General features: G+C 59.2%; 21 protein-coding genes. 17 read left to right on the top strand and 4 right to left on the bottom strand.

Going from position 1 to position 20482, the window contains the following annotated elements; translation table 11 throughout:
* Positions 1-12: 12 nt before the first annotated feature.
* Both ACN19L_RS15100 and ACN19L_RS15095 read left to right on the top strand, forming a co-directional pair.
* Complete coding sequence (locus ACN19L_RS15100) at positions 13-1482, top strand: complex I subunit 4 family protein (RefSeq protein ID WP_426490312.1); 1470 nt, start codon at positions 13-15, stop codon at positions 1480-1482.
* Positions 1483-1605: 123 nt separating this feature from the next.
* On the top strand, positions 1606-3018 hold the full coding sequence (locus ACN19L_RS15095; RefSeq protein ID WP_125430223.1) for an NADH-quinone oxidoreductase subunit N: 1413 nt from the start codon (positions 1606-1608) through the stop codon (positions 3016-3018).
* A gap of 74 nt (positions 3019-3092) precedes the next feature.
* On the opposite strand, the gene ACN19L_RS15090 is transcribed toward ACN19L_RS15095, so the two are convergent.
* Positions 3093-4400: an OmpA family protein gene (locus tag ACN19L_RS15090; protein WP_426490311.1), complete on the bottom strand. Its 1308-nt coding sequence runs from the start codon at positions 4398-4400 to the stop codon at positions 3093-3095.
* 136 nt (positions 4401-4536) lie between these two features.
* Positions 4537-5328 (bottom strand): ribonuclease H-like domain-containing protein, encoded by a 792-nt coding sequence (locus ACN19L_RS15085; RefSeq protein WP_426490310.1) that lies wholly within the window; start codon positions 5326-5328, stop codon positions 4537-4539.
* A 145-nt stretch (positions 5329-5473) separates the two neighbouring features.
* Between ACN19L_RS15085 and ACN19L_RS15080 the strand changes: the two genes are divergently transcribed.
* Positions 5474-5653: a hypothetical protein gene (locus tag ACN19L_RS15080; RefSeq protein WP_426490309.1), complete on the top strand. Its 180-nt coding sequence runs from the start codon at positions 5474-5476 to the stop codon at positions 5651-5653.
* 642 nt (positions 5654-6295) lie between these two features.
* Here the strand turns inward: ACN19L_RS15080 and aspS are convergent.
* Positions 6296-8062, bottom strand: coding sequence for an aspartate--tRNA ligase (gene aspS, locus ACN19L_RS15075; RefSeq protein WP_426490308.1), 1767 nt, complete (start codon positions 8060-8062; stop codon positions 6296-6298).
* 316 nt (positions 8063-8378) lie between these two features.
* On the opposite strand from aspS, the gene ACN19L_RS15070 reads away from it, so the two are divergent.
* The 7 genes from ACN19L_RS15070 (at position 8379) to ACN19L_RS15040 (ending at position 13968) form a co-directional block, all read left to right on the top strand.
* Positions 8379-8831, top strand: coding sequence for a hypothetical protein (locus ACN19L_RS15070; RefSeq protein ID WP_426490307.1), 453 nt, complete (start codon positions 8379-8381; stop codon positions 8829-8831).
* A gap of 208 nt (positions 8832-9039) precedes the next feature.
* Positions 9040-9594, top strand: coding sequence for a hypothetical protein (locus ACN19L_RS15065; protein ID WP_426490306.1), 555 nt, complete (start codon positions 9040-9042; stop codon positions 9592-9594).
* 138 nt (positions 9595-9732) lie between these two features.
* Complete coding sequence (locus ACN19L_RS15060; RefSeq protein WP_426490305.1) at positions 9733-10179, top strand: nucleoside deaminase; 447 nt, start codon at positions 9733-9735, stop codon at positions 10177-10179.
* A 112-nt stretch (positions 10180-10291) separates the two neighbouring features.
* Positions 10292-10900 (top strand): superoxide dismutase, encoded by a 609-nt coding sequence (locus ACN19L_RS15055; RefSeq protein WP_226271257.1) that lies wholly within the window; start codon positions 10292-10294, stop codon positions 10898-10900.
* 142 nt (positions 10901-11042) lie between these two features.
* Positions 11043-11312, top strand: coding sequence for an ArsR/SmtB family transcription factor (locus tag ACN19L_RS15050; protein WP_426490304.1), 270 nt, complete (start codon positions 11043-11045; stop codon positions 11310-11312).
* 84 nt (positions 11313-11396) lie between these two features.
* Positions 11397-12506: an alkene reductase gene (locus tag ACN19L_RS15045; RefSeq protein ID WP_426490303.1), complete on the top strand. Its 1110-nt coding sequence runs from the start codon at positions 11397-11399 to the stop codon at positions 12504-12506.
* Positions 12507-12672: 166 nt separating this feature from the next.
* A complete protein-coding gene (locus tag ACN19L_RS15040) occupies positions 12673-13968 on the top strand; it encodes a nucleoside permease (protein WP_426490302.1) in 1296 nt (431 codons plus the stop codon).
* Between the two features lie 215 nt (positions 13969-14183).
* On the opposite strand, the gene ACN19L_RS15035 is transcribed toward ACN19L_RS15040, so the two are convergent.
* The gene (locus tag ACN19L_RS15035) at positions 14184-14603 is read right to left on the bottom strand and encodes a nucleoside-diphosphate kinase (protein ID WP_125421833.1); all 420 of its coding nucleotides are present in this window, start codon (positions 14601-14603) and stop codon (positions 14184-14186) included.
* 360 nt (positions 14604-14963) lie between these two features.
* On the opposite strand from ACN19L_RS15035, the gene ACN19L_RS15030 reads away from it, so the two are divergent.
* From ACN19L_RS15030 to ACN19L_RS15000, 7 genes are all read left to right on the top strand, one after another.
* Positions 14964-16007, top strand: coding sequence for a DHH family phosphoesterase (locus ACN19L_RS15030; protein WP_426490301.1), 1044 nt, complete (start codon positions 14964-14966; stop codon positions 16005-16007).
* Positions 16008-16057: 50 nt separating this feature from the next.
* The gene (locus ACN19L_RS15025; RefSeq protein ID WP_426490300.1) at positions 16058-17107 is read left to right on the top strand and encodes an FKBP-type peptidyl-prolyl cis-trans isomerase; all 1050 of its coding nucleotides are present in this window, start codon (positions 16058-16060) and stop codon (positions 17105-17107) included.
* A gap of 106 nt (positions 17108-17213) precedes the next feature.
* The gene (locus ACN19L_RS15020) at positions 17214-17735 is read left to right on the top strand and encodes an FKBP-type peptidyl-prolyl cis-trans isomerase (RefSeq protein WP_426490299.1); all 522 of its coding nucleotides are present in this window, start codon (positions 17214-17216) and stop codon (positions 17733-17735) included.
* Positions 17736-17765: 30 nt separating this feature from the next.
* On the top strand, positions 17766-18251 hold the full coding sequence (locus ACN19L_RS15015) for an FKBP-type peptidyl-prolyl cis-trans isomerase (protein ID WP_426490298.1): 486 nt from the start codon (positions 17766-17768) through the stop codon (positions 18249-18251).
* A 36-nt stretch (positions 18252-18287) separates the two neighbouring features.
* Entirely contained in the window at positions 18288-18833 is a 546-nt protein-coding gene (locus ACN19L_RS15010) for an FKBP-type peptidyl-prolyl cis-trans isomerase (RefSeq protein ID WP_426490297.1), read from the top strand.
* 59 nt (positions 18834-18892) lie between these two features.
* A complete protein-coding gene (locus tag ACN19L_RS15005) occupies positions 18893-19339 on the top strand; it encodes an FKBP-type peptidyl-prolyl cis-trans isomerase (RefSeq protein ID WP_426493592.1) in 447 nt (148 codons plus the stop codon).
* A 118-nt stretch (positions 19340-19457) separates the two neighbouring features.
* On the top strand, positions 19458-20432 hold the full coding sequence (locus ACN19L_RS15000) for an FKBP-type peptidyl-prolyl cis-trans isomerase (protein WP_426490296.1): 975 nt from the start codon (positions 19458-19460) through the stop codon (positions 20430-20432).
* The last annotated feature ends 50 nt before the right edge of the window (positions 20433-20482 follow it).

Below are 20482 nucleotides of genomic sequence, written 5' to 3'. Positions count from 1 at the left end.
CTGCTTTCCTAAATGCTGACTGTCCTTCTCTTACTCTGGCCCGTGGCGGCCGCCCTGCTGCTGCACTTCTTCAAAGGCCGTGCGGCCCGGATTCCGGCGCTGGGCGCGGCCCTGGTTGAATTTGCGCTGGCAGCCTACGCCGCCCTCACGTTCAACGCCAACAACTCTGGCCAATTCAGCTTCGACCTGAACTGGATTCCCTCGGCTGGCATTCATTTCGCGGTGGGCATGGACGGGCTGAGCCTCTTGCTGGTGCTGCTGACGGCCGTGCTGGTGCCGGTGATTCTGCTGAGCGCCTTCCGCCGCAACTTCGAGAACGAATCGGTGTTCTACGCGCTGGTGCTGTTCATGCAAACCGGTCTGGTGGGCGTGTTCACGGCCCAGGATGCCTTCCTGTTCTACTTCATGTGGGAAGTGGCCCTGATTCCGATTTACTTCCTGGCTGGCGTGTGGGGCGGTGTGAACCGGGCCCGCGTCACGTTCAAGTTCTTCCTGTACACCATCATCGGCTCGCTGTTCATGCTGGCCGGCTTCGTGTACCTCTACTTCCAGACCGGTCCTTTGGCCGACGGCCTCTCGGCTCACAACTCGGCGCTGGCCTCGTTCTACGCCCTCAACCTGCCCGCCGAAACGCAGGTATGGCTGTTCTGGCTGATTTTCGCGGCCTTCGCCGTGAAGATGCCCATCTTCCCCTTCCACACCTGGCAGCCCGACACCTACACCGAGGCTCCGGCCCCGGCCACCATGCTGCTCTCGGGCATCATGCTGAAAATGGGTATCTACGGCTGCATGCGCTGGCTGCTGCCGGTGGTGCCGATGGGCGTGGACTACTGGCAGAACCTGGTCCTGATTCTGGCCATCATCGGCATCATCTACGGTGCCATCATTGCCATCCGTCAGCAGGATGTGAAGCGGCTGATTGCCTACTCGTCTCTGTCGCACGTGGGGCTGATGATTGCCGGCGTGTTCTCGCTCACCCAGATGGGCCTGCAGGGTGCCAGCATTCAGATGCTGGCCCACGGCGTGAACGTGGTGGGTATGTTCTTCATTGCCGACGCCATTGAGCGCCGCACCGGCACCCGCAACATCGCCGACCTGGGCGGCCTCACCCGCAAAGCACCCGTCCTGACGGTGTGCTTCCTGGTGCTACTGCTGGGTACGGTGGCCCTGCCCCTCACCAACGGCTTCGTGGGTGAGTTCCTGCTGCTGGGCGGCGTGTACCAGTTCAACCACTGGATGGGCGCCGTAGCCGGCGTGACCATCATTCTGGGCGCGGTGTATTTGCTGCGCATGTTCCAGCGCGTGATGCTCGGCCCCGATTCCTCGTTCACCGAAACCTTCACCGACCTCACCGGCTCGGAGCTGGCCCTGCTGGTGCCGCTCATCGTGCTGGTATTCTGGATTGGCCTGTTCCCCAACACGTTCCTGCACCTGTCGGAAGGCAGCGTACTGAACATTCTGAACGAGGTAGTTAAACGCTAATCTGTAGCGCGAAGCCTTTGCTTCGCGTATCGTTGAACGACTTGGTTTGCCCCGGCACCTATTGCTTGTTCAACGATTCCAACGATACGCGAAGCGGAAGCTTCGCGCTACATTGAGACGAACATGAATTCCATCATTCTACTTTCCGTTCTGGGCCTAGGCAACCTCTTCCTGGGTTTCCGCCGCTCCAACCGGCTGCTGCTGCCCGTGATGATGCTCATCCTGGGTTTGGTGCTGACGGTGAACTTCATCGACTGGGGCACTACCGAGTCGTACTTCAACGGCATGCTCACCATCGATGACTTCTCGGTGGCCTTCACGGGCATTGTGCTGCTGACGGCGTTGGTGCTGATTCCCTTCTCCCAGAAGTACGTGCTCGACGGCGAAACCAACCTGGCCGAGTACTACTCGCTGCTACTGTTCTCGCTGGTGGGGGCCATTATGCTGGTGAGCTACAACCACCTGTTGATGCTGTTCCTGGGTATTGAGACGCTGAGCATTGCCATGTACGTGCTGGCCGGCTCCGACAAGCGCAATCTGCGCTCCAACGAAGCCGCCCTGAAGTACTTCCTGATGGGTGCCTTTTTCACCGGCATCCTGCTGTTCGGGGTGGCGCTGGTGTACGGGGCTACCGGTACGTTCGTACTCAGCAACATCAGCTTCGCGGTGCAGAACCCCGCCCCCGGCTTCGAGTCGCTCAAGCCCATGCTTTACATCGGCATGCTGCTGATGTTTATTGGTATGGGCTTCAAAGTATCGGCCGCGCCTTTCCATTTCTGGACGCCCGATGTGTATGAGGGTACGCCGACGTTCTTTGCTGCTTTCATGAGCACTATTGTGAAGACCGCCGGTTTCGCCGCCTTCCTGAAGCTGCTGGTACAGGCCTTCCCGGCCGCCAACGCCCAGGGCATCTGGCTGCCTACGCTTACCGCCATGTGTGTGCTTACGCTGCTCATCGGCAACGTGGGAGCCGTGGCCCAAACCAGCATCAAGCGGATGCTGGCCTACTCCAGCGTATCGCACGCGGGCTACCTGCTGATTGCCCTGGTGGCCTTCAACGGGCAGCTGGTAGGTGCTTCGGCGAATGGTATTCTGTTCTACTCCCTGGCCTATTCGGTGGCCACGGTGGCAGCCTTTGGGGTGGTGAAGCTGGTGGCGGATGCCCGTCAGCGCGAGGACTACAACGGCCTGAACGGGCTGGCCAAAACCAACCCGCTGCTGGCCTTCTCGCTCACCGTATCCATGCTGAGCCTGGCCGGCATTCCGCTCACGGGCGGCTTCTTTGGCAAGTTCTTCGTGTTTTCGGCGGCCGTGGAAAATGGCTACATCGGCCTCGTGGTATTTGCCGTGGTGATGTCAATGGTGAGCATCTATTACTACCTGCGCCCCATCATTGCCATGTACATGCGCGACACCGACGTGACGACCAGCGAGGCCGTACCCGTTACGACTTTCCAGGCGGGCGCGCTGCTGCTGTTGGCGGCCCTCACAGTGTTGCTGGGTGTGCTGCCCGGTCTGGTGGCTGGCGTGCTGTAGGCAAGCTTGCTCACCTGCGAATAAAACAAAAAGAGCGGCCCACGGGCCGCTCTTTTTGTTGCTATACCTCCAGACTATTTCTTAATGACCCGGATGCTGATGCGGCGGTTGAGCGCGCGGCCCTCGGGCGTGGTGTTGGGGGTGATGAAATACTTGCCGCCATAGCCTTTGGCCTGCACCCGGTTGATATCAACGCCCATCCCGGCAATGGCCAGCATAGCCGTTTTGGCCCTTTCCTCGCTGAGCTGGAAGTTTTTGAGCGGATTACCGGTGCTGTCGGTATATCCGCCGATTTTTACTACCGAAGCCGGAAAGGTTTTGAGGATGCTGGCCACGTTGCGCAGCTGCAGAAACGACTCATCGGTGAGCGTGGTGGACCCGGGCTCGAAATACACCCGGTCGAAATTAATCCAGCCTTTGGTTCGGTTCACGGAGTCCACTTGCTGGGTAGGGTCGGCCAGGAAGGTGTAGAGGCGGTTTTCGGTGGAAGTGGCCCCTACTTTCTGAGTGGTGCCATCGGCCAGATGCAGAATGAGGGGCTGGCCGGTATCATAGATGTAGTTGCCGCTGCTGGCGTCGTACCGCCCGGACTGCCCGGACGGAGCGCCAGTGCCGGTAGTCGTGCCTGATGCAGCGGGAGTAGTAGCTGCCAACGAATTGCTGTTATTGCCAAGGCGCAGGTCCTGCCAGTTACCAAACACATAGCCTAACACCACAGCGGCCAGTAGTAATGCCCCCCACTGCCACCGCACCGGCGTACGTGCCGGCTCCGCAGATACTGAGGGAGTGTACGCCTGTCCTCCTCCTGTCGGCACCCATGTGCCCGCAGTTACGCTTGTTGAGGCGGTTGCGGTGTCCTGACCAGGGACAACAGATGATGCGGAGGGCTCCGGCTGCAGCGTCCCGGACAGGCTGGTGCCCTCCTGCACGAGCCAGGTGGCCAGCGCCTCAGGCGTGAGATTATGCTCCTGGCTATGTTCCCCGATTACGCCCAACGCCGCGACGGCCGCCGCACTCAATACCCGCTCGGCCGCCGGCAGCCCGAAGTTGGCGGCCGTAGCTATTCGCAGCGCAGTGAAGTGATAGGTTTCGCCCAGCAGCCCGCGCATCAACGATTCGCCCCGGGCAATCCAGCCCTGGTGGGTTTCGGCGGCCATGGGCTCCAGCACGCTGGCTCCGTAGGCCTCGCGACCCAGCTTCCAGATAGTAGCCGGACCATCGGGACCACTCACCCGACCAGCCAGCGCCTGCACGGCTACCGGCACCGCCCGCGTGAGAGCAGTTCGCAGCGTACCAACGCTTTCCTGGGTTTCCTGCGCCAGCTGCTCCAGCAGGTCGTTGCTGAAGGAGAATTGCGTAACGCTCATCAGTGTCTGTTCCATTCTTGCCTTCCCGTTAAATCCAACATAAATAAAACTACATTTTTTATTCAAATAATTATCATAAAAAACAAAAAAGTACCGGCCCTGTATGGGGCCGGCAGCTGATGGGCGCGATACTTAAATGGGCGGCGGAGTGTCAGGCGCGGCGCAGCACCACGGTTTCCTCGTTGGCGTACACTACGGCTTCATCCGGGAAGGGCTCCTCGCCCCGAAATTTCTGCAGCAAACGCGCCGTGGTGATGATATCCTTTTGGCAGTAGCGGGCAATGCGGGGCAGGTCGTTTTCCTGATAGTACACGCGGGCCACGTCCTTGCCCTGAATATCGTCTTTGGGCGTGGGAATGCCGAACATAGCCGCCAGCAAACTCAGGGAGGTGAAGGATTTCCGGTCCCCGAATTTCCAGAGCTCCATGGTGTCGAGGTGGCTGACTTCCCAGGGCTTTTTGCCGGCCGTGTCGAGGTGGGGCGGTAGCTCCAGGCCGTTGATGAGGATGCGGCGCGAGAGATAAGGCAAGTCGAACTCCTTGGCATTGTGCCCGCACAACCGGAACTGGGGCCGCTGGCTGATAACGGCGCTAAACTCCCGGAGCAGTTGTAGTTCGTCATGCCCGTAAAATGACTTCACGCTGAAGCCCACCCGCCCATCGGACGCCGTGCGAAACCGACCCAGGGAAATGCACACCACGCGCCCAAACTCAGCATAAATGCCAGCCTGTTCAAATAAGGTAGCGGCGTGCAAAGTATCGGGCAGGGGTGCAATATGGTCGTGGTGGGAAATCCAGCCTTTCTCGCGACGCAGGGCATGGCACTTATGCTCCCATAGCTCTTTCAGCATCTCGTGGAGGTCGTCGTGGTTGCCTACGCAGGGCACGGTTTCAATATCGAGCACAAACACTTCATCGAGTTTTAGGTCGCGGAGCAGGCGCATGGTAGCAGACGTAAAAAGGCGGGTAAACAGAGTAATATAGCAAAGCTTCCCAGCTGATCCTGCAGCTACTACAAATTGGGCTACAGCTGGCGCGGTGCCACCGGGGCACATACTCTCCCATTGGCCGCACCCGCCGGCAGCTGCATTGCTTTGCATACTTCGCTGCGGTACGCCCACCAAGCCGGGCATTTTCTACTGCGTGCCAGGCTTCCACCGCACGCTGGAAACGTGGCTAAGCCTCCCGCCCGGTACCGACCCGCACCGCGTGAACCTGGATGCGCACGCCGTACCCATTGCTGCCAAAGCCGGGGATTTCATCATCTGACTTCATTTCCTGCCCCACAGCAGCAGCCTCAACCGCGCCACCTACCCCCGCCTCGTGCAATACCTGAACATGTACCCGGTAGAGTTCAAGGAGAATATGGCGTGGCGGTAGTTTATGCCCCATCAAAACGCAAAGCGGCGTCTGATGCATTAGATGCCGCTTTGCGTTTTTCAAGCAATTGTCAGGAGATTTAATCTTCGGTGTATTTCTTTAACCACACCTGCAAGGTCCGTCTACGGCCAGATCATCAACTGAAAGACTTTGCAATTCTAATTTGGCACTACCGCGTTGCAGAATAGACAAATAATTCGAAGCATTGCCACGGGTACCTATATGTACTTGAATCGTTGCAGTAACCTGATGCCAAGTTTTCAGCCCAAGCTTCTCAGTCCATATTCCTGCACGGCCAAACTTTAGGGCTGGTCCAGTAACTCGTGCTCTTTTTACCGCACGAATTGTAATGAATAACGCCAAACCACTGAAAAATACAGCGGTCCAGTAATTACCTATTACCGCAATCCAAATGGCTATTCCAAGGAAAAGCAAAACCAAAAACCCATCAGCGACGATGCTACTCCGTGAGTAGTATACTTCGTGCTCAAAGGTCTCAGCTTTTCCTTTCCTTGGATTTGGGCTCATTGATTACTTGCCCGCTACCACATCGGTTTTGATGCTCAGCTCCTTCAGCTGCGCGTCCGAAATCTGGGAGGGTGAGTCAATCATTACGTCGCGGCCGGAGTTATTTTTGGGGAAGGCAATGAAGTCCCGGATGCTGTCGGCGCCGCCGAAGAGGCTGCAGAGACGGTCGAAGCCGAAGGCAATGCCGCCGTGGGGCGGCGCGCCGTACTCGAAGGCGTCAAGCAAGAAGCCGAACTGGGCCTGGGCCTCCTCGGGGCTGAAGCCGAGCAGTCCGAACATCTGAGCCTGCACCGTGCGGTCGTGGATGCGGATGGAGCCGCCGCCTACTTCTACGCCGTTAATTACCATGTCGTAGGCGTTGGCGCGCACCTCCCCAATCGTGTCGGGCGAGGCCAGTAAGGGCACATCCTCGGGTTTGGGCGAGGTGAAGGGGTGGTGCATGGCAAAGTAGCGGCCTTCCTCCTCGATGTACTCGAGCAGCGGGAAATCCACCACCCACAGGGCCGAGAAGGTGTCTTTGTCGCGGAGGCCGAGGCGCTGGCCCATTTCCAGGCGCAGCTCCGAGAGGGCCTTGCGGGTCTTGTTCGGCTCGCCGGCCAAGATGAGCAGCAGGTCGCCGGGCTGGGCGTTGAAGGCCTCCTTCCACTGCTGCAGCGCCTCCTGGGAGTAAAACTTATCCACCGACGACTTAACCTGACCATCGGCTTCCACGCGGGCGTACACCAGGCCGGTGGCGCCAATCTGGGGGCGCTTCACGTACTCAGTCAGCTCGTCGAGCTGCTTGCGGGTGTAGCTGGCCGCGCCGGTGGCGCAGATGCCCACCACCAGCCCAGCGGCCTCAAACACCGGGAAGCCGTGGCCCTTGGCTACGTCGTTCAGCTCCACAAAGCGCATTTCAAAGCGCGTGTCGGGCTTGTCGTTGCCGTAGTAGCGCATGGCGTCGGCGTAGGTCATGCGGGGTAGCTGGCCGATTTCCAGGCCCTTCACCTCGCGGAACAGGTACTGCACCAGCCCTTCGAAGGTGTTGAGGATATCCTCCTGCTCCACAAACGACATTTCGCAGTCAATCTGCGTGAATTCGGGCTGGCGGTCGGCGCGCAGGTCTTCGTCGCGGAAGCATTTTACAATCTGGAAGTACCGGTCAAAGCCCGACACCATCAGCAGCTGCTTGAAGGTTTGGGGACTCTGGGGCAGGGCGTAGAACTCGCCGGGGTTCATGCGGGAAGGCACCACGAAGTCGCGGGCGCCTTCGGGCGTGCTCTTGATGAGCACCGGGGTTTCCACTTCAATAAACTCCTGGCCGTCGAGGTAGCGGCGGGTGGCTTGGGCCACGCGGTGGCGCAGCATCAAGTTCTGGCGCACGGGCGTGCGGCGCAGATCCAGGTAGCGGTACTTCATCCGCAGGTCGTCGCCGCCGTCGGTGTCGTCTTCAATCAGGAAGGGTGGCAGCTTGGCGGGGTTGAGCACCTCCAGCTTCTCTACCCGGATTTCGATGCCGCCGGTGGGCATTTTATCGTTTTTGGAGTGGCGCTCAGCCACTTTGCCGGTCACGCAGAGCACAAACTCGCGGCCCAGCTGCCGGGCCTGCTCGCGCACCTCGGCCGTTTCCACGCCTTCTTCCAGGGCCAGCTGCGTGAGGCCGTACCGGTCGCGCAGGTCCACCCACAGAATGCCGCCCTTGTCGCGGGTGCGCTGCACCCAGCCGCAGAGGGTAACGGTTTGACCAACGTGTTCGGGGCGCAATTCGCCGCAGGTATGAGTCCGGAGCATTTTTTCTGGTATTGAGTATCGAGTAGGTAGTATTGAGCAACTGCTGGTACTGGCGGGAATCCCGGAGTCTTCTGCCGACTCAATACTCAGTACCCACTACTCATTACTACCCGCAACGAAGGTAGGCAGGAAAAATAAGTAGGGTCGGAAAAATTCGGGGCTGCAGGAACGACAGAATGACTTTTCTGGCCCCAAGAAAACCGTATTTCGGCGGCTTGGGGCGGTTTTGCGTAAGCTTGCGCAAAATTGGTACGGAGTATGCAAACAAGCCTTCCCGAACCAACTCCCCTTCGCTACACTCCTTTTTTTACCGCATATGAAACGCCCCGTTCTGCTCGCCCTGGCCGCCACGCTCCTCTCTTTCTCGGCCGCCCAGGCCCAGACCAAGGTTAAAACCAAAACCAAGGCTGCCGATGGCACCGAGGTAAAAACCAAGTCGGAAGCCGAGCCCGTGACGCTCAACGGCCCCATCAAGCGCGTGGAAACCCTGTCGGGTATTGACGTATTCCCGTCGTCGAGCGGGCAAAGCATCATGCTCAGCTTCACCCAGCAGTTCACCAAGCCCGGCACGCTGGTGATGACCAACTACAAGAAACAGCCCGTGTACACTACCGCCCTCGACCCGGCCAACAATACCGGCGAGCCCGTGGACCTGGGCCGTATCCCGGCCGGCACTTACCTCATCGAAGCCAAAACCGGCAACTACGTGTACTGGAAGAAGGTGAGCATCAAATATCCGTCGGTAGCTACTACCAAAAAGCGCCGCTAACTGTCATTCCGAACGAAGTGAGGAATCTGGGTTTAACACTTGAACGGACTAACCCAGATTCCTCCCTTCGTTCGGAACGACACTGATACAGGCTCCGAGGTCGTTGAGGCCTCGGAGCTTTGCATTTGAACGTGGCAGTGCTTTGCCGGCGTTTTCCTCTTTCACCCTGCGCCCGGCCCCTTGCGGCAGGTTGCGTTACTTTTACGCTATGAGACTACTACGTTTTGCCCCGTTGCTGCTGGTGCTGGGGGCGCTGCTGGCCTTCGCCGGGCCCAAGCTGAAGAAAACCGCCGTGGGCAAAAACATTACCCTCGGCGTGCCCGAGGGCTTCGCCGCCCTGCCCGACGACGGCATTGCCGCCAAATACCCCTCGCCGCGCAAGCCGCTGGCCGTGTTCAGCAACCCCAGCGGCCGCGTGGATTTGAGCGTGCAGCAGAAGCCCACTACCTTCAGCAACCGGGACTACGCGCTGCTGCTGAAGATTTACAAGACCAGCATCCAGAACATGTACAGCAAGGTGCAGTTCCTGCGCGAGGACATCCAGACGGTGAACAAGCGCGACTTCGTGGTGCTGGAGTTCGTATCCACGGTAACTGACAACCGCCGGGGCGGCAACTTGGCCCCTATTCGCAAGTACCAGCTGGTGCAGTACGCCATTGAGGGCGACCAGCTCTACGTCTTCACCTTCACCGCCCCCGCCGACGAGCAGGCCCAGTGGCAGCCCACCGCCCAGGCCGTGATGCAGAGCGTGGTGATGAAATAGGCAGGGAATGTGAATTGAATGTGTAGAATGTGGGAAATGTGAAGAATGTGTTCTGTAGCCGGATGAGCAGTGCCTATTCCTTTCTCACATTTTCCACATTCTGCGCATTAACCACCAGATTTTCCACATTACCCGCACATGACCCTTTCCCTCCACTCCGACGAGCACTACCTGCGCGAGGCGCTGAAGCAGGCACGGTACGCGTTTGAGGAAGACGAAATTCCGATTGGGGCCGTGGTGGTACTGGACAAGCGCATCATTGCCCGCGCCTACAACCAGACCGAAAAGCTGCAGGACGTGACGGCCCACGCCGAAATGCTGGCCCTCACGGCCGCCGCCAACCATGTGGGCAACAAATACCTGCAGGAGTGCACCCTGTACGTGACGGTGGAGCCCTGCGTGATGTGCGCCGGGGCCACGGCCTGGGCCCAGGTGCGCCGGGTGGTGTACGGAGCCGCCGAGCCCAAATTCGGGTACCGCCGCCACGGCCAGCTGCTGCACCCCAGGGCCGAGGTGGTGAGCGGCGTGCTGGCCGACGAGTGCGAGGCCCTGATGCGCGAGTTCTTCGCCCGAAAGCGGAAATAGGCTACTTTTGGCCGCCGCTGTAACCCTGCAAGGGCTGCGGCGGTTTAGAACGCGGGGCGGTGCCCGCCGCCGCCCCGCAGCCTTTCCTCATCACCCACAAACATTCTGTACTATGGCTTTCGAACTGCCCAAACTGCCCTACGCCTACGATGCCCTGGAGCCGCACTTTGATGCGCAAACCATGGAAATCCACCACAGCAAGCACCACCAAGCCTACGTTACCAACCTCAACAATGCCATTGCCGGCACCGAGCTGGAAGGCAAGAGCCTAGAAGATTTGCTGCAGAACATTGCCTCGGCCCCCGCGCCAGTGCGCAACAACGGCGGCGGCCACTGGAACCACTCGTTCTTCTGGCAGATTCTGAGCCCTAACGGCGGCGGTGAACCCACCGGGGCCGTTGGCGAGGCCATCAACAAGGCCTTCGGCAGCTACGAGAAGTTCAAGGAAGAATTCACGAAGGCTGCCGTAGGTCGCTTTGGCTCGGGCTGGGCGTGGCTGTGCAAGCAGGCCGATGGCTCGGTGCAAATCTGCTCTACCCCCAATCAGGATAATCCGCTGATGCCCGACTCCGGCTGCAAAGGCACCCCGGTACTGGGCCTCGACGTGTGGGAGCACGCCTACTACCTGAAGTATCAGAACCGTCGCCCCGACTTCATTGCCGCCTTCTTCAACCTCATCAACTGGGACGAGGTGAACAAGCGCTTCGCCGAGGCCGCCTAAGCGCGTTCCGCATCGTTAGTCCTCAGGAAGGCTGCCGTTCCGGCAGCCTTCTTTTTTTCGTGTACCGGTCGGAAACCGGAGCGGTTTTTGCCACCCGCCAGCCACCGCCCTTAGCGGGCAAATTTCTGTATCTTGCTTGTCTATGGATACCCAACTGGTGGCCAAATCGGCCGGAGCATTAGCGGATAAGTACCGGCTCAATATTGTGCTGGCCCTCAGCCAACAAGACCAGCTGGCTTTTGCCGACGTGCAGGAACTGACGGGCCTCTCCCAGCCCTGCGTATCGCACCACCTCAAGATCTTGGCCGACAGCGGGCTGGTGCAAACTCAGAAGTGTGGCCGGTGCGTGAACATTACCCTGAACCGGGAGGCTCTGCGCGGGCTGGCCTCGTTTTTCGACACGCTGGGCTAGGCTTAAAAAATTTCCCAAAACTCATCGAAACATTTCGATTAGTTGATGCTTTATAGCCGCGTTAACCCTCAGCATCAACTGCACATGGCCACCAAGAAGCTCTTCTCACCCGCTAAACTGGGCAACCTCACGCTCCAGAATCATATTGTAATGGCCCCCATGACGCGCAGCCGCGCCCTGGGCAACGTGCCCGGCCCCCTGGAGGCCGAATATTACGCCCAGCGCGCCACGGCTGGCCTTATCGTCACGGAAGGCACCTCGCCCTCGGCCAACGGCCTGGGCTATGCCCGCATTCCCGGCCTGTTTACGCCCGAGCAGGTAGCCGGCTGGAAGCTGGTAACCGACGCCGTACACGCCAAGGGCGGCCATATCTTCGTGCAGATGATGCACACGGGCCGCGTATCGCACCCGCTGAACATGCCCGAGGGCGCCGAAATTGTAGCTCCCTCGGCCATTGCTGCCGCCGGTGATATGTGGACCGACCAACAGCAGATGCAGCCCCAGCCCACCCCGCGCGAGCTAACCACCGCCGAGGTGAAGGAAGTAGTGCAGGAGTACATCAACTCGGCCAAGCTGGCTGTGGAGGCTGGTTTTGATGGCGTAGAAATCCACGCCGCCAACGGCTACCTCATCGACCAGTTCCTGAACCCCAAGAGCAACCAGCGCACCGACGAGTACGGCGGCTCCTTTGAGAACCGGGCCCGCTTCGTGCTGGAAATTGCCCAGGGCATGGTAGCCGCCATCGGGGCCGAGCGCGTGGGTATCCGCGTGTCGCCCTACGGTGCCTTCAACGACGTAGCCCCCACCTTCGACGACATCGACGCGCTGTACCTGCACCTGGCCACCGAGCTGCAAAAGCTGAACCTGGTGTACCTGCACATCGTGAACCACGAGAGCATGGGCGCACCGGCCGTGCCGGCCAGCATCATTGCCGGCCTGCGCGAGAAGTTCACCAACACGCTCATCCTGAGCGGCGGCTACGACGTGGACCGCGCCGAAGCCGACCTGCAGAGCGGCCGCGCCGACCTCGTGGCCTTTGGCCGCGCCTTTATTGCCAACCCCGACCTGGTAGCCCGCCTAGAGCAAGGTGCCGAGCTTACCCAGCCCGACCCCTCCACCTTCTACGCCCCCGGCCCCGAAGGCTTCCACCAGGGCTACACCGATTACCCCGCGCTGGCTACGGCCCACGCCTAAGCCCACACGCGGCCTGCCGCTTTAGCTGCCCTCCGGCCTTCGGGTTGGGGGGCAGTTTGCGTTCCGGCTACTTCCACAGCCCGCTGGGGCGAATTTTCACCGCAGAGAATTCTTGTATCTTTAGGTTTCAAATTGTGTCCCCCCACTTTTCCCCAACAGTAGTTACATGAGTACCAAGTTGCGTCTCACTATTCTGAGCTTCCTGCAGTTTTTTATCTGGGGCTCATGGCTGATAACTATCGGCGCGTACTGGTTCCAGACGAAACAATGGTCGGGGGCGCAGTTTGGGGCAATTTTCTCCACGATGGGCATTGCTTCCATTTTCATGCCCTCCATCATGGGCATCATTGCCGATAAGTATGTGAATGCCGAGAAACTCTACGGCATCCTGCATATTCTGGGTGGGGTGGTGCTATGCACGGTACCCATGGTAGCCGACCCCGGCACCTTCTTCTGGGTAATTCTGCTGAACATGATTTTCTACATGCCCACGCTGGCTCTCAGCATTGCCGTATCGTACTCGGTGCTGAAACGGCAGGGCCTGGACGTGGTGAAGGACTATCCGCCCATCCGGGTGTGGGGCACCATCGGCTTCATTGTGGCCATGTGGACGGTGAGTTTGCTGGGATTCGAGAAATCGGCCAGCCAGTTCTACGTGGCCGCCGCCGCGGCTTTTGCGCTGGGCATTTACTCGTTCACGCTGCCGGCCTGCCCGCCCACGGCCAAAGACACGCCCAGCCGCTCGCTGATTGATGTGCTGGGCCTGAAGTCGTTTGCCCTCCTGCGCGACACCAAGATGCTCACCTTCTTCCTGTTCGCGCTGCTGCTGGGTGCCGCCCTGCAGCTCACCAACGCCTACGGCGACACCTTCCTGCACGATTTCGACAAAGTACCCGCTTATAAGGACACGTTTGCCGTGAAGTACCCGGCCATCATCATGTCCATCTCGCAGGTATCGGAAACCCTGTTCATCCTAGCCATTCCGTTCTTCCTGCGCCGCTTCGGCATCAAGCAGGTAATGCTGTTCAGCATGATTGCCTGGGTGCTGCGCTTCGGCCTGCTGGCCTTCGGCACCCCCGATTTCCCCGGCATTACGCTGGTTATCCTTTCCTGCATCGTGTACGGCATGGCCTTCGACTTCTTCAACATCTCGGGCTCGTTGTTCGTGGAAACCCAGACGGCTTCCAGCATCCGGGCCAGTGCCCAAGGCCTGTTCATGATGATGACCAACGGTTTCGGGGCCGTGCTGGGCAGCTCGGTGAGCGGCATCGTCATCGAGAAATACTTCACCGCCGCCGATGGTGTAACCAAGGACTGGCAGGGCATCTGGCTCACGTTTGCCGCCTACGCCCTCGTTATTGCCGTGCTCTTCGTGCTCCTGTTCAAGCACAAGCACACGCCCCAGGAAGCCACCGCCGACGCCGAGCACGTAAAGCCCGTTCTGAGCGTAGAAAACGCCTAAAGCTCACGGATTGTAGCGGATGAGGGCGGATTGGTCGGATTTTGTGGTTGATTCATTTCCCCTGGTTTCTGCTTGATTTCAGATAACAAAAGAGCCTCGCACTAGCTAGTGCGAGGCTCTTTTGTTGCTTTTGTCGGCGAACTAAGCGGCAGGAAGGTTCATCAGTCATCTACAAAATCCGACTAATCCGCCCTCATCCGCTACAATCCGTGAGCCTAGAATTGCTCGTCGGCAGTGAAATAGAAGTCACCTTCGATTTTGGCGTTTTCGTCGGAGTCGGAGCCGTGTACGGCGTTGGCTTCAATGCTCTTGGCGTACTTCTTCCGGATGGTGCCTTCGGCGGCCTGGGCGGGGTTGGTAGCGCCAATCAGGGTGCGGAAGTCAGCTACGGCGTTGTCTTTCTCGAGAATAGCCGCTACGATGGGGCCCGACGACATGTACTTCACCAGGTCGCCGTAGAAGGGACGCTCTTTGTGTACGGCGTAGAACTCACCGGCGCGCTCGGGGGTCAGCTGTACTTTTTTCAGGGCTACGATGCGGAAGCCACCTTCTTCAATCATGCTCAGGATGCCACCAATGTGGTTGTCCTGGGTAGCATCGGGCTTAATCATCGTGAACGTGCGGTTCGTGGCCATGGGCTTCGTATGGTTGGGGTTGAAATGGATGCTGTTGCAGTGCAAACGGCAGGCGTTTGCGGCCGCAAAAGTACGGAATGAATTGATGGAATACGGTAGAGCTATTTACCGCAGCCGGCTGGTCACCCATCTTTTTTCATCTTTGTCAGCGCATTGAGTAGTACACTGCTCATATTCAACTCCACATTTCTCATATTTTTTCAGCCCCGGAACATTCCCACGGCCGGCAACCTTACAGTCGTCTACATTGCGGCTGCACCTTTCTGCAAGCTGTTTTGTTGAAAGCCAGAATATTTCCGACTTTTGCCGCCTTTGTACGCGGCCTAACCGACCGAAATTCAGTCACCTACCCCGTAGGCAATGTCCACAATATCTGAGCTGAAGGAGCTGCTGGCGCAACCCCGACAGATTTTCATCACCACCCACCACAAGCCCGACGCTGACGCCCTGGGCTCCTCGCTCGGCCTCGCCGGCTACCTCCGCAAGAAGGGCCACAGCGTAACGGTGGTTACCCCCTCCGACTACCCCAACTTTCTGGCCTGGATGCCCGGCAACGAGGAAGTAGTGGTGTACGAGCCCCGCCAGAACGACGCTCAGGTGCGCGACATCATTGCGCGGGCCGAGGTGCTATTCTGCCTTGACTTCAGCTGTCTGGGCCGCATCAATGAGCTGGGCGAGTATGTGCGGGAGGCCAAGGGTACCAAGGTGCTCATCGACCACCACCAGGAGCCCGAGGATTTTGCGCAACTGGATTACTCCAACCCCAAAGCGGCCGCCACGGCCGAGCTGGTATTTGAGGTTATCCGCGACCTGGGCGACCAGCCGCTGATTGACACGGGCATTGGGGAGTGCCTCTACGCGGGCATCATGACGGATACGGGCTCGTTCCGCCACCCCAGTACCTCCCGCAACGTGCACCTGATTATTGCCGAGCTGCTCAACGCCGGCATCAACCTCTCCGATGTACACCGCCGCATCTACGACTCGCACTCCGAGGAGCGGCTGCGCTTCCTGGGCTTCGTGCTGAAGGACAAGCTCACGGTGCTGCGCGAGTACAACACGGCCTACATTGCCATTACGGCCGACGAGCTGCGCCAATACCATTCTAAAACCGGTGATACGGAGGGCTTGGTAAACTTTGCGCTCAGCATCGAGGGCATCGTGTTTGCCGCCATTCTCATTGACCGTACCCAGGCCGTCAAGATTTCCTTCCGCTCGGTGGGCGACTTCTCGGTGAGCGAGTTTTCGCGCCGCCACTTTAATGGCGGCGGGCACCACAACGCCGCCGGCGGCATCAGCCACGATTCTTTAAGCAGCACGGTGGAGCGTTTCCTGAGCCTGCTGCCCGAGTATCAGACCCAATTGGTTACGGCCCCGCTGGCCCCGGTAGCACCATCGGTATAATTCGGTGTAACTTGGGCGCTCATTCTGTCTTCTAACCCGCAAACCCGTTCATGTCCTTTACCCGCAACTTTTTGAGCCTGGCCCTCGCTGCCGGCGTTCTGGGCCTCGCCTCCTGCAACAAAGGCGGTGATTTCAGCAAGACCAAATCAGGAATCGAATACAAAGTTTTCAAGAGCAACGGCAAAAGCTACGATGCCCGCGAAATTGGAGCTGACGGCGACGCCACCTACAAGGAGCGCGTGGGCAAAATTATGGCCCTGCACGTAGAGTACCGTACGGCCAAAGATTCCATCCTGTTCAACTCGCGCAAGCAGCAGATGGGCTTCCCGGTACGGGTGCCCCTGGATTCCATCCGCAAGGAGCAGCGCGGTGGCCTGGAAGAAGCCATCAGCCTGCTGCAGCCCGGCGACTCGGCCGTGTTCCGCTTCAACGTGGATACCATCTTCGCTAAGTCGTTCCGTCAGCCGGTGCCGCCGTTTATGCAGAAAGCTGGCAAGACGATGACCATGTACGTGAAGGTGGACAAAGTGCAGACCCGCGACGAGGCCATGGCCGACGTGCAGAAGATGCAGGTGGAGCAGCAGGCGAAAATGAAGGCGCACGCCGACCAGCAGTTGAAGGCGGACGACGTGAAGCTGCAGGAGTACATCAAGAAAAACAACCTGACGGCTCAGAAGGACCCCTCGGGCGTGTACTACGTGGTGACTGCGCCCGGCACCGGCCCCAAGCCGAAAGCCGGTCAGATTGTAGCCGTGAAGTATAAAGGCACCCTGCTGGAGAACGGCAAGGAGTTCGATTCGTCGGAGAAAGCGCCCAACAACGGTAAACCCATTGAATTCCCGATTGGCGTGGGCCAGGTAATTCCGGGCTGGGACAAAGCCATTCCGATGCTGAACAAAGGCTCGAAAGCCGTGCTGCTGATTCCGTCGTCGCTGGCCTACGGGCAGCGCGGCGCCGGTGCCGATATTCCGGCCGACGCCATCCTGCGCTTCGACGTGGAGCTGGTGGACGTGAAGAATGCTCCCCCCCAGCCCCAGATCAGCCAGGAAGATATTCAGCGCCAGCTGGAAGCCATGCAACAGCAGCAGAAAGGCCAATAGTGGCACGAATGGCTCTGGCCTGACGTTTTGCAAAAGCCCCCGACCCGGTGCAACCGAGCCGGGGGCTTTTGACTCTTCTCCCCTACTACCTGCTTACCTTTGCCCCATGAAGAAGAAGAATTTCCGCCACGCGGCGGTCTGGTTGCCGTTGTTACTGTTGGTGCTGGGCAGCCTGGCGGCCTCATCCTGCCAGAAAACGGAGGATTTTACCATCGACAACACGGATTACTCAGCCCGTGACAAGCAGATTATTCAGGATTACATCCGAGCCAACAGCTTTACTGGTACCCGCATTGATACCCTGAACATGGTCATCATTGTGACCCAGCCGGGCACTGGTCCGCTGCCTACCCGCGGCCAGGTGGTTTCAACCCTGTACACGGGTAGCTTGGTACCTTCGGATAAAGTATTTGACTCCACCACCAGCCGGGGCAATCAGCCATTTGCCTTTTCCCTGGGTTTTGGGCAGGTAATTCCGGGCTGGGATATTGGGTTTTCGCGGCTGCGCGTGGGTTCGAAGGCCATTCTGCTGATTCCTTCGGCCCTGGGGTATGGCGGCCGGGCCAACGGGCCGATTCCCTCGGCCTCCGTGCTGCGCTTCGACGTGGAGGTGAAAGCCATTCAGTAACGCTTCGGCTCACGCATTTCGCTTTTTCCCATGAAACTCCGCCTTGCATTCTTTTCCCTGCTGCTAAGCCTGTTCACGGTGCTGGTGGCCTGCAAAAAAGACGATAAAGAGGTCACCCCTGACTATGTGGCCCAGGATGATACGACCATTCAGCAGTACATCAAGGACAAAGGCCTGAGTGGCTTCCAGAAGGATACGCTGGGGGTATACATTGCCGTTACGCAACCGGGCAGCGGCCCCAAAGCCAAAAAGAATCAGGTTGTGAAGGTACTGTATACCGGCAGCCTGCTCGACGGGACGGTGTTTGACAGCAACCTTACCACGTTGGGTTTTCCGTTTCTGCTGGGGCAGGGCCGCGTTATTGCGGGTTGGGACGGGGCGTTTACCCGGCTCAACACCGGCTCCAAAGCCATTCTGCTGATTCCTTCGGGCCAGGCCTACGGGGCCAATGGCAGCGGCAAAATCGGCCCCAATGCCGTGCTGCGCTTCGATGTAGAGGTGGTTTCCATCAAATAACTTTACCGGCGGCCTCACTTAGCCGCTTCTGCACTCATGAAGACATTTTCTCCCATTCTGCTTTTATTGGCGTTGCTGCTGACTGGGGCATCTTCTCTCACCGGCTGCGGCTCCGACTCCATCTATGAGCAGCAGGCTAAGCTGATAGAGGCTCAGAAAAAAACGGACGACGCGACCATCCAGGCCTATCTCACCCGCAATAACATCAGCAGCAGCCAGTACACCCGCCTCCCCTCGGGCATTTATCTGGTGACCGTTACGGATGGCCCCACCACCAATCCGCTTATCAAAGCAGGGCAGAAGGTGACGACAAACTACGTGGGGAAGTTTCTGGATGCCACCAACGACGGTATCGTATTCGACTCGTCCAGTGACAACCGGACTCCCTGTGGCTGCTTCACTTTCTATAATGGCGGCAGTAATGTTATTGCGGGATGGAACACAGCCACGCTTCAAATGCGCAAAGGTGACAGAAAGCTGGTGTTGATTCCTTCATATCTGGCATATGGCGGAGCTACCAGCGGCTCTATTGGGCCCAATACGCCGCTACTGTTTGACATGGAAATTCTGAATGTAGAATAGCGTTGGCGGCAATGGTTTCAGGTTGGATAGTACGCTACGGCATTACCGTTCTGGGTTTGATGCCCCTGGCTGGCCATGCCCAGCAAACCCTTACCACTACCGCCGTACCCGCTACTACCGACAGTCTGCTGAGCCGGGCTATTACTACGGCTTCGGGCCTGCGCTACGCCATCCGGCAACCGGGCAGCGGCACGCCTGCGCAGCCCGGCGACCGGGTAACGGTGCATTACACCGGTTTGCTGGCCGCCGATGGGCGCATCTTCGATACCTCGGTGCAGCAGGGCGGACCGCTGAAGGTAAAGGCCGGGCGTGGCGTCGTTATCAAAGGCTTTGATGAGGCGCTGCTGCTGCTGCCGGCCGGAAGCCGGGCGCGCATCTGGATACCGGCCGCGCTGGCCTACGGCCCTAAAGGCCGCCTCGACCCCGATGATGAAGCGGGAAAACGCTACCTGATTCCGCCCGATGCCGACCTGATTTTTGAGCTGGAAGTGCTCAAAGTAAAATAACCACCGGCCCATTTCCGCCACGGAGATGGGCCGGTTACGTATCCGCCCACGCGGCCGGCCGGGGAAGTATCGGTTATCCTCGCCATCTTGCCGCTTCTTCACACGTAGTAGTTTTCTGATGCCTGGTTTTGCTCGATTTCGGGGGGTAGTAGTGCTTGGACTGGCGGCGGCCGGTCTGCTGTCGTTTCAGGGGGGGGCGCAGAATCCGCCCTTCAACCGGCTCAGCTCGGGGCTGGAGTACCGCATCTATCACCTCGAAAATGGCCGCTACGTGCTGCGCCCGGCCCTGCCGCCCACCGGCGACGCCACCTACCCGGCGCGTGTGGGCCAGATACTAAGTGCCCACCTGCAGTTTCGCACGGCCACTGATTCGGTGCTGATGCACTCCCGCCGCCAGAACCGCAACCAGCCCGTGCGCATCCCGCTGGATACGCTGCGGCGGCAGCAGCAGGGCACCGTGGAGGAAGCTCTGTCCCTGCTGCAGCCCGGCGACTCGGGCGTGTTCCGGCTGAACCTGGATACGGTGTTTGCCAAGTCGTTCCGGCAGCCGGTACCGCCGTTTATCCGCCGGGCGGGCTCCACGCTCACGGTGCTGGCCCGGGCCGAGAAAATTCAGACGCAGGCGCAGGCCATGCAGGATTTCCAGCAGGAACAGGCCCGGGCCCAGGCTGAAGCCAAAAAGCAGGCCGCCGCACGGGCCCTGAAAGAAGACGCCCAGATTCAGGCGTATCTGAAACAGAACAAGCTGAAAGGCCTCAAAACGCCCAGCGGCCTGTACTACGTCATCACCAAAGCCGGCACGGGAGCCAAGCCCAAGGCCGGGCAAACGGTAGCGGTGCTGTACACGGGCATGCTGCTCAGCGGAAAGGTTTTCGATGCTTCCGCGCGCAACGGCAATAAGCCCATCGAATTTCCGCTGGGCCAGGGCCAGGTAATTCCGGGTTGGGACCAGGGCATTGCGCTGCTGCCGAAAGGCTCAAAAGCCGTGCTGCTGATTCCGTCAGCCCTGGCCTATGGCCCCCGCGGCGCCGGGGCCGATATTCCACCAAACAGCATCCTGCGCTTTAACGTGGAGCTGGTGGGAGTAAAGTAGGTGGAGTAGGTGGTTTCTGGTTGGGTGGTTGAATACGTCTAACCACCCAA

The sequence above is a fragment of the Hymenobacter sp. 102 genome (genome assembly GCF_049949205.1).
Lineage (GTDB): Bacteria > Bacteroidota > Bacteroidia > Cytophagales > Hymenobacteraceae > Hymenobacter.
The sequence above is the reverse complement of the archived record's forward strand: the minus strand, read 5'-3'. Positions and strand labels throughout refer to the sequence as shown.

What these genes read in the sequence shown, in the direction of transcription:
- ACN19L_RS15100 (WP_426490312.1), top strand. Translation starts at nt 13, where the DNA reads ATGCTGACTGTCCTTCTCTTACTCTGGCCCGTGGCGGCCGCCCTGCTG.
- ACN19L_RS15095 (WP_125430223.1), top strand. Translation starts at nt 1,606, where the DNA reads ATGAATTCCATCATTCTACTTTCCGTTCTGGGCCTAGGCAACCTCTTC.
- ACN19L_RS15090 (WP_426490311.1), bottom strand. Translation starts at nt 4,400, where the DNA reads ATGGAACAGACACTGATGAGCGTTACGCAATTCTCCTTCAGCAACGAC.
- ACN19L_RS15085 (WP_426490310.1), bottom strand. Translation starts at nt 5,328, where the DNA reads ATGCGCCTGCTCCGCGACCTAAAACTCGATGAAGTGTTTGTGCTCGAT.
- aspS (WP_426490308.1), bottom strand. Translation starts at nt 8,062, where the DNA reads ATGCTCCGGACTCATACCTGCGGCGAATTGCGCCCCGAACACGTTGGT.
- ACN19L_RS15070 (WP_426490307.1), top strand. Translation starts at nt 8,379, where the DNA reads ATGAAACGCCCCGTTCTGCTCGCCCTGGCCGCCACGCTCCTCTCTTTC.
- ACN19L_RS15065 (WP_426490306.1), top strand. Translation starts at nt 9,040, where the DNA reads ATGAGACTACTACGTTTTGCCCCGTTGCTGCTGGTGCTGGGGGCGCTG.
- ACN19L_RS15060 (WP_426490305.1), top strand. Translation starts at nt 9,733, where the DNA reads ATGACCCTTTCCCTCCACTCCGACGAGCACTACCTGCGCGAGGCGCTG.
- ACN19L_RS15055 (WP_226271257.1), top strand. Translation starts at nt 10,292, where the DNA reads ATGGCTTTCGAACTGCCCAAACTGCCCTACGCCTACGATGCCCTGGAG.
- ACN19L_RS15050 (WP_426490304.1), top strand. Translation starts at nt 11,043, where the DNA reads ATGGATACCCAACTGGTGGCCAAATCGGCCGGAGCATTAGCGGATAAG.
- ACN19L_RS15045 (WP_426490303.1), top strand. Translation starts at nt 11,397, where the DNA reads ATGGCCACCAAGAAGCTCTTCTCACCCGCTAAACTGGGCAACCTCACG.
- ACN19L_RS15040 (WP_426490302.1), top strand. Translation starts at nt 12,673, where the DNA reads ATGAGTACCAAGTTGCGTCTCACTATTCTGAGCTTCCTGCAGTTTTTT.
- ACN19L_RS15035 (WP_125421833.1), bottom strand. Translation starts at nt 14,603, where the DNA reads ATGGCCACGAACCGCACGTTCACGATGATTAAGCCCGATGCTACCCAG.
- ACN19L_RS15030 (WP_426490301.1), top strand. Translation starts at nt 14,964, where the DNA reads ATGTCCACAATATCTGAGCTGAAGGAGCTGCTGGCGCAACCCCGACAG.
- ACN19L_RS15025 (WP_426490300.1), top strand. Translation starts at nt 16,058, where the DNA reads ATGTCCTTTACCCGCAACTTTTTGAGCCTGGCCCTCGCTGCCGGCGTT.
- ACN19L_RS15020 (WP_426490299.1), top strand. Translation starts at nt 17,214, where the DNA reads ATGAAGAAGAAGAATTTCCGCCACGCGGCGGTCTGGTTGCCGTTGTTA.
- ACN19L_RS15015 (WP_426490298.1), top strand. Translation starts at nt 17,766, where the DNA reads ATGAAACTCCGCCTTGCATTCTTTTCCCTGCTGCTAAGCCTGTTCACG.
- ACN19L_RS15010 (WP_426490297.1), top strand. Translation starts at nt 18,288, where the DNA reads ATGAAGACATTTTCTCCCATTCTGCTTTTATTGGCGTTGCTGCTGACT.
- ACN19L_RS15005 (WP_426493592.1), top strand. Translation starts at nt 18,893, where the DNA reads ATGCCCCTGGCTGGCCATGCCCAGCAAACCCTTACCACTACCGCCGTA.
- ACN19L_RS15000 (WP_426490296.1), top strand. Translation starts at nt 19,458, where the DNA reads ATGCCTGGTTTTGCTCGATTTCGGGGGGTAGTAGTGCTTGGACTGGCG.